The 7,113-nt window shown below is 70.6% G+C and carries 6 protein-coding genes and 2 pseudogenes; 2 read left to right on the top strand and 6 right to left on the bottom strand.

Going from position 1 to position 7,113, the window contains the following annotated elements; translation table 11 throughout:
- Together QQK49_RS22430 and QQK49_RS22425 are read left to right on the top strand one after the other, a co-directional pair.
- Positions 1-412, top strand: a 412-nt coding sequence (locus QQK49_RS22430) for a DinB family protein (RefSeq protein ID WP_284306075.1), incomplete at its 5' end; no start/stop codon positions are given.
- A 134-nt stretch (positions 413-546) separates the two neighbouring features.
- Positions 547-1,553: pseudogene (locus QQK49_RS22425) on the top strand (squalene cyclase).
- 16 nt (positions 1,554-1,569) lie between these two features.
- Here QQK49_RS22425 and QQK49_RS22420 read toward each other — a convergent pair.
- From QQK49_RS22420 to QQK49_RS22395, 6 genes and pseudogenes are all read right to left on the bottom strand, one after another.
- Positions 1,570-1,986 carry a DUF350 domain-containing protein gene (locus QQK49_RS22420; protein ID WP_284302098.1) on the bottom strand — a complete coding sequence of 139 codons (417 nt, stop codon included), beginning with the start codon at positions 1,984-1,986 and terminating at the stop codon, positions 1,570-1,572.
- A pseudogene (locus tag QQK49_RS22415) lies at positions 1,983-3,403 on the bottom strand (glutathionylspermidine synthase family protein). The gene QQK49_RS22420 and the pseudogene QQK49_RS22415 overlap by 4 nt, the downstream one beginning before the upstream one ends.
- Entirely contained in the window at positions 3,403-3,966 is a 564-nt protein-coding gene (locus QQK49_RS22410; protein ID WP_284302097.1) for a hypothetical protein, read from the bottom strand. The pseudogene QQK49_RS22415 and the gene QQK49_RS22410 overlap by 1 nt, the downstream one beginning before the upstream one ends.
- Before the next feature lie 206 nt (positions 3,967-4,172).
- Entirely contained in the window at positions 4,173-4,967 is a 795-nt protein-coding gene (locus tag QQK49_RS22405) for a sulfite exporter TauE/SafE family protein (RefSeq protein ID WP_284302095.1), read from the bottom strand.
- Positions 4,968-4,999: 32 nt separating this feature from the next.
- The gene (locus tag QQK49_RS22400) at positions 5,000-5,662 is read right to left on the bottom strand and encodes a rhodanese-like domain-containing protein (RefSeq protein ID WP_284302093.1); all 663 of its coding nucleotides are present in this window, start codon (positions 5,660-5,662) and stop codon (positions 5,000-5,002) included.
- 35 nt (positions 5,663-5,697) lie between these two features.
- Positions 5,698-7,044 (bottom strand): MBL fold metallo-hydrolase, encoded by a 1,347-nt coding sequence (locus tag QQK49_RS22395; RefSeq protein WP_284302091.1) that lies wholly within the window; start codon positions 7,042-7,044, stop codon positions 5,698-5,700.
- Between the last annotated feature and the right edge of the window lie 69 nt (positions 7,045-7,113).

Below are 7,113 nucleotides of genomic sequence, written 5' to 3'. Positions count from 1 at the left end.
CGGGCTCGACGCCGAGCAGCTCTGCCGCCGGGCCGTGCCGCCCTCGACGATGAGCCTCGTCGGCATCGTGCGTCACCTGACCGAGGTCGAGGCGTACTGGGTGCGCGAGGTGCTGCTCGGTGACCCCGACGTGCCCGACTACTACTGCACCCGCGAGAGCCCCGACGGCGACTTCGACGACACCACCATCGCCGCCGTCGAGCACGACGTCGCGGCCTACCGCGAGGAGGTCGAGCGCACACGGGCACTCGCGGCGGAATGGACCGACCTCGACGTCCCGGGCCGGGGACTGCGCCGGGGAAACCAGGTCAACCTGCGATGGATCCTCACGCACCTCATCGAGGAGTACGCCCGTCACCTCGGCCACATGGACCTCCTCCGCGAGGCGATCGACGGCCGTACCGGGTACTGAGCAGACCCATCCGGCATCCCAGAACGCACCGAAGTGGTCGCGATGGCGACCACCTCGATGTCTTCTGCGATGCCGTTCGGCAGTGCCGAGCCCGAGGTCTGGCGCCGCCGGTCGGACGCACCTAGCTTGGGTCCATGACAGACGTCGTCGACCGGCTGCTCGACTCCGATCCCGCGCTGCGCTGGCAGGTCGAGCGTGATCTTCTCGACGCGCCCGAGGAGGTCTGGCAGGCGACGCGTGCGCGGGTTCCGCACGAGGGGTTCGGCAAGGCACTGCTCGAGAAGCAGGACGACGACGGACTGTGGGCCGGCGGCGCATTCTTCCCGGCCGATGCCTCCCCCGAGGAGCCCGGTCAGCCGTGGACGGCGACGACGTGGTCGCTCAACTCCCTGCGCGAATGGGGAGTCGAACCCGACGCGTTGAAGCCCGACACCGCGGGACTCCTGCGCGCCAACGCCCGCTGGGAGTACGACGACCTGCCGTACTGGGGCGGCGAGGTCGACGCCTGCATCAACGCCTTCACCCTCGCCAACGGCACGTGGCTCGGCGCCGACGTCTCACCGATCGCCGCGTGGTTCCCCGCACACCAGATGACCGAGGGCGGGTGGAACTGCGCGTGGGTGGACGGGTCGACCCGCGCGTCGTTCCACTCGACGATCAACGCGGTCATCGGCATCCTCGACCACGAGATCCGGACCGGCGGCACCGACGACCTCCGCGCCGCCCGTCATGCCGCCGAGGAGTACCTGCTGCAGCGTCGTCTCCTGCGCAGTCTCAGCACGGGTGAGATCCACGAGCCGTGGGCGACGCACTTCGCCTACCCCTATCGGGCGACGTACAGCGCCCTCAAGGCCGCCGATCACCTCCGCGCCGCCGCCCTGCACGACGGCACGCCGCCGGACCCCGCATGCGCGAGGCGATCGAGCTCATCCGCGCGGCCCGTGACGAGGACGGCACCTGGCACCAGCAGGTGCGGCACGAGGGCCGGGTGTGGTTCCACGTCGACTCCGAACCCGGAGAGTCCTCGAGGTGGCTGACGTTCCACGCCCTGCGCGTGCTGCGCTGGTGGGACGAGAACGCCCCTGCCCAACCGCAGCAGGATTCCCGCCACGCCCTCCCCTGCGCCCGCGACACTGCATGAGGTGGCGGCGCGCTCCTCAGGCGATCGACGCACAGATGATCAGACTCACCGCGATCTGCCCCGCGGCGGCAGCGATCCCGGCGGGGTGCAGCCCCGGGGAGACGACGATCTCGCGCAGACTGCAGGGGGTCACGAGTTCGAGGACGAGGAAGCTCACGGCCTGCAGCACGATCCCGAGCACCCCGAACGCGGCCGTCCACGCGAGCGCCGGCCCGAAGCCCGCGTCGGCGTTGTGCCAGATCACCGTGGCGATCACGGCTCCCAACCCGAGGAATCCCGCGGCCACCATGAGCCCTGCGTTGTAGGAGTCGCCCTTGGTCAGGTGCTTGCCGAGGTGGCCGGGCGTGAGGAGGTCGAGCACGTAGTAGCCCGCGACGAGCAACGCGATGCCGAGCAGGCTGTAGGCGGCTCCGAAGCCCAGGGCGGTGATCATCGGCGGTCGTCCTTCTCGTTCGTCGGTGCCGGGGCCGGGTCGGCCGTCGGGTCGGGGCGGGTGGTGTCCTGCAGCACGCTGTCCTGACGATCGCCGACCACCGGGATCGGGGAGACCAGCGGTTCGATCACGGGCAGGTCGTTCGGCTCCCGCCCACCGCGCATCCGTCCCGAGCCTCCCGGCACGACGTCCTGGACGTCGCCGTGGCGGGCGTCCTCCAGCCAGTTCTCGCGCTGGGAGTCCGCGGGTGCGGGCGCCGCGATGACGTGGGGAAGGAACCGGGCGTAGTAGTCGGTGACCCAGCCGTCGCTCTCACGGATGCCGACGCCGGCCGAGATCCCGTCGATCACCCACGAGCCGAGGACGACCTTGTTGCCGTCGAACTCCGGTAGCGGACACCACTGCTGGTAGCACCAGCCCTCCTCGCCGTACTCCCCCGGCTGGGCGATCTCGATGCCGGGGGCGTGGATGCGGATGTTGTCGCCCTCGCGGCCGTGCAGCGGTTTGGCGACCCAGGCGTCCATGTCGCGCGGGCCGTCGAGGTAGGCGGGCAGGAGGTTCGGGTGGCCGGGGTACATGGCCCACAGCGCAGCCAGCAGCGCCTTGTTCGACAGCAGCACCTTCCACGGCGGTTCGAGCCACGTCGTCGACAGCACCCCGACAGGGTCGGGTTCGACGTAGCGCCCGAACTCCTCGGCGAGCATCGCCTCCCACGGGTAGAGCTTGAAACACGTCCGCAGCGGCTCGGCGCCGAGCCCGACGAAACACCCCCGCGCGGGGTCGTACCCGATGTCACCCATGGTGATGGAGCCGGTCGGCAACCCCGCCTGGTCGCAGGTGTCGCGCAGGTAGGTGCAGGTCATGAACTCCTCGCCGGTCGTCTCGTCCTCGTGGTGGGCGAACCACACCCGGGCGTCGGGCAACCGGCTGCGTAGACCCTTCCAGGCGAGCACGAGACGTTCGTGCACGGAGTTCCACTGATCCAACTCCGGGTAGGTGTCCTGCAGCCAGTACCACTGCGCGATGGAGCTCTCGACCAGACCGGTGGGGGTGTCGGCGTTGTACTCGAGCAGCTTGGCCGGGCTGCGCCCGTCCCAGCCGAGGTCGAAGCGGCCGATGATGCTCGGCGGGTCGGCCGCCAGGCTCTGCCGGGCGATCTCGAGCGCCTCGGGTGGCAGTCCGAGGTCGCCGAACTCACCGGTGGCCAGGCGTCTCGCCGCGGCCAGGCACATGCCGTGCAGGGTCTCGGTCGTCTCCTCGAGCTCCTCGACCTCCGCCATGGTCAGCTCGTAGTAGGCGTCCTCGAACCAGTACGGCACCTCACGGCCGTGTCGAGTTCCGTTGTCGGGTAGACGAGTCCCTGAGACTCGACCCGGGCGCGCCAGTCGGGCCTGGCCGTGGTCACGATGCGTCGCATCAGCCCCCGCTGCCCTTCGCCTTGCCACCGAAACCGCCGCGCACCGTTGTCTTCGTGCCGCCCTTGACGGTGTCGGCGCTGACGACACCACCGTTCGGTGAGACGCCGCCGGTGACGTAGCTCGAGCTCGCCGGGGCGCTGTAGCTCCCGCCGCTCACCGGCGCGCCGACGCGCGGCGAGACCAGGCCGTAGGGGATGAAGTACCAGCCGAATCCGCCGTGATAGCTGCCGGAGTTGTCGCCGCACTGCTCGTCGGGCTGGCGCTCTCCGGTCTCGCGATCGACACAGACGGCGGCGTGCGTCGGCTCGTCGTCATCGTCACCGCCACTGAGCGCGACGAGGGTGAGAACTCCCGCCCCGGCGACGGCCGCGGTGATCCCGAGCTTGACGAAGGTCGACTTGCGGCGGTCGTCGTCGCTGCCGGTCGACGACGGTGGGGCGCTACGTCCGCTCACCCGCTCGTGGGGTGCCGGCGTGGCATCCGAGGGCCGGACGTCCTGGGGGCCGTCCCGCCACGCGTCGCCGTCGCGCCCGGGGGTCTCCCCTCCTCCGCCGGTGCTCATCCGCTGCCTCCCCGCTCCGCGGCGCCCCGATGGACGCCGTCCCCATCGTCCACCGTCGACCGAGCGCCCACAACCGAGGTCGAGCGACTCCCGGCCACGGCGATCACACCTCGAACAGCCGGGCATGTCTGAAACAGCAAGGCAGGCGCTACGGTTTCGTCGTCACCTGCTGTCCGAGGTGGTCTGGGGCCGGGTGTGCGGGTGGTTCAGCGGAGGAGGTGGAGGAGGTCCGGCACGTTCTCGTACGCGACGAAGCACGCGACCGCGACCAGCAGGATCGTGAAGCCCAGGTTGAGCTTCTGTTCGTCGACCTTCTGCGCCACCTTGGCGCCCAGCAGGCTTCCCGCGGCGCCGAAGACGCTGAACGGGAGGATGACGGACCAGTCGACCTCCAGGCCGACGCCGGCGCGGGCCGCGAGCGCCGTGATGCTGTTGACGACGATGACGAGCAGCGACGTGCCAACCGCTACCGGCATCGTGAAGCCCAGCACGAGCACGAGCGCCGGCACGACGGCGAAACCGCCGCCGACACCGAAGAACCCGGTCAGCAGGCCGACGCCGGTGGCCGCGGCGATCAGCGCGGGCAGGCCCCGTCGCTCTCCCGCCTCACGCGTGATCCCCGACGCGGCGTCGGAGGCGGCACGCCGACGCTTGCGGGTCATGAGTGCCGCGACCACGAACAGCAGAGCAGCGAATGCCGTCATGAGCACCGGCTCCGGCACCGCGTGGTTGAGGGCCGAGCCGGCGAACGAGCCGACCACACCGAGACCCCCGAGGAGCAGCCCGTCCTTGATCCGCACCCGCCCGGCCCGACGGTGCGGGATCATCCCGACCAGCGACGTCAGCGCGACGATGATCAGCGACCCGGTCGTCGCCGCCGAGGGGTCCTGGTGCAACAGGTACACGAGGATCGGGACGGTGATGATCGCCCCGCCGCCACCGAGGGAGCCGACGACGACGCCGACGACCAGGCCGAGCGGGACGATCCACACCAGGTCCATCAACGACTCCACGAACGATGCCTCCGAAACGATCAGCGGCTGAGCGAGTCGACGACCTCACGCACCGACGGCTCACGGTCACGGTTGTAGGGCAGCGTGGACAGCAGCTTGCCCATGGCGCAGGAGTCGGTGAGCGCTGCGAACACCAAACCCCCGCCGACGAACCCCGAGACGAACTTCGCCTTCGGCACGACGGTACTCGCGAGGATCCCCGTCAGGACGATGCTTCCGGCGACGAGGCGGACCTGACGCTCCAGGTCCCACCGGCTCTCACCCCGGTTGACGGTGCCGCCGCTCTGCTGCCACGCGGTGAGCCCGCCCGACAGCACGTGCAGATTGCCGAGCCCGGCGGCTTCGAGGAGTTCTCCCGCCTGGCCGGACCGGTTGTCGGTGCGGCACACGAGGACCACTTGCTCGTCGAGCTTGCCGGCGAGCTCGTCGCGGTGCTCCTTCAGCAGCGGCAGGGGCACATTGTACGCCCCGGGGATGTGCGCGGCCTGGAACTCGGCGGCCGAACGGACATCGATGATGCGGGGACGATCGGCTCGGTCGAGCCATTCGCGCAGCATCGGGGCGTCGATGCGCGCAGGCATCTCGCGGGTCGCCTGCGGGTCGCCTGGGCGGGCCTCGACGTTGCCGCCCGAGGACGGGGCGGTCGCCGTGTCCGGGCGCGGCATGGTGGAGTCGGGGTTCACGATGGGGATCTCCTGCGGTAGAGGGGAGGTGGTGGTCAGTCGGTGATGGGCAGTCCGGCCTCGCGAGCGTTGTCGAAGGAGTCGTCGACGGCGACGACCTTCGTGCCCGAGGCGGCGACGATCGAGGCCGCCACCGAGGCCCGGTAGCCGCCGGCGCAATGCACCCAGACCTCACCGGAGGGCACCTCGTCGATGCGGGTGACGATGTCGTGGATGGGGATGTTGACGGCGTCCTCGATGTGCCCGACGGCGTACTCGGCCGGGCGGCGCACGTCGAGCACCGTCACCTGGCGGTGGTGGCGCACCTGGGCGAGGTCGCCGAACGTCGCCGTCGGGTAGCTCGCGAGCTCGCCGTCGGTCCAGTCGTGCGGGCTGCCGGTCGCCATGGCCGCGGGACGCTCGATGCCGATGCGCACCATGTCGCGCTGGGCCTCGTCGACCTGCTCCTGGCTGTCGCCGAGCAGCGTGACCGGCGTCCCCCAGGGGATGAGCCAGCCGAGGTAGGTGATGAACTGCCCGTCGATGCCGAAGTTGAACGACCCGGGCGCGTGCCCGGCGGCGAACGCGGTGCGGTTGCGCAGGTCCACGAGCCATTCGCCCGCTTCGAGCCGGCGACGCAGCTCGGCGGCGTCGGCCTTCTCCGGGGGCGACAGGTCCGGGGCGCCGGGGCCGTCGGCGTTGGCCGGGCCCATGTGGGCGTAGTAGGCGGGGAACTCCTCGAGCCCGGAGACGATCTCCTCGACGTAGGCGGCCTCGTCCTTGGTCAGCGCCGGGTTCTCGCGCTTCTCCTTGCCGATGGTGGAGTCGTCGGCGGCGCCTTCGCTGGACGGCGCGCAGAACGAGCCGAAGCCGTGGGTCGGCATGACCTGCGCCTCGTCGGGGAGCTCGGAGGCGAGCCGGTGGGCCGAGGCGTGCTGGTGGTGGGCGAGGGCGTCGGTGTGCTCGGGGCCCAGCAGGTCGGGGCGGCCGGTGGCGCCGAACAGCAGCGAGCCGCCGGTGAACACGACGGGTTCGTCGCCCTCGAGCGCGTAGGACAGGTGCGTGAAGGTGTGACCGGGGGTCGCCAGAGCTCGCACCGTCATCGATCCGACCGTCACGGTCTCGTCGTCGCGGATGGGGGTCCGCTCGAAGCTCACGTCGTCCTCGGCGTTGACGTAGTAGTCGACGCCGAGGTGCTGGGCCAGGGCGTACCCGCCGGTGACGTAGTCGTTGTGGATGTGGGTCTCGAAGATCGCCTCGACACGGACGCCCTCGGCCTCGACGAGGTCGAGCACGCGGTCGAAGTCTCGCTGCGGGTCCACGACGAACGCCACCTCTCCGTCGTGGACGAGGTAGCTGCGGTCGCCGAGGGAGGGCGTCTCGATGGTGCGGATGACGGGCATGGCGAGGAGATCCCTTCCGGAGGAGTGGTCCTTGGATACCCCCTACCGTATATACCCCTGGGGGTACAT

This window comes from Mobilicoccus caccae (assembly GCF_030161635.1).
In the GTDB taxonomy this organism is placed as follows: domain Bacteria; phylum Actinomycetota; class Actinomycetes; order Actinomycetales; family Dermatophilaceae; genus Mobilicoccus; species Mobilicoccus caccae.
The sequence above is the reverse complement of the archived record's forward strand: the minus strand, read 5'-3'. Positions and strand labels throughout refer to the sequence as shown.

Excerpts from the sequence above, each read along its gene's own strand:
- QQK49_RS22420 (WP_284302098.1), bottom strand. The coding sequence starts at position 1,986 with ATGATCACCGCCCTGGGCTTCGGAGCCGCCTACAGCCTGCTCGGCATC.
- QQK49_RS22410 (WP_284302097.1), bottom strand. The coding sequence starts at position 3,966 with ATGAGCACCGGCGGAGGAGGGGAGACCCCCGGGCGCGACGGCGACGCG.
- QQK49_RS22405 (WP_284302095.1), bottom strand. The coding sequence starts at position 4,967 with ATGGACCTGGTGTGGATCGTCCCGCTCGGCCTGGTCGTCGGCGTCGTC.
- QQK49_RS22395 (WP_284302091.1), bottom strand. The coding sequence starts at position 7,044 with ATGCCCGTCATCCGCACCATCGAGACGCCCTCCCTCGGCGACCGCAGC.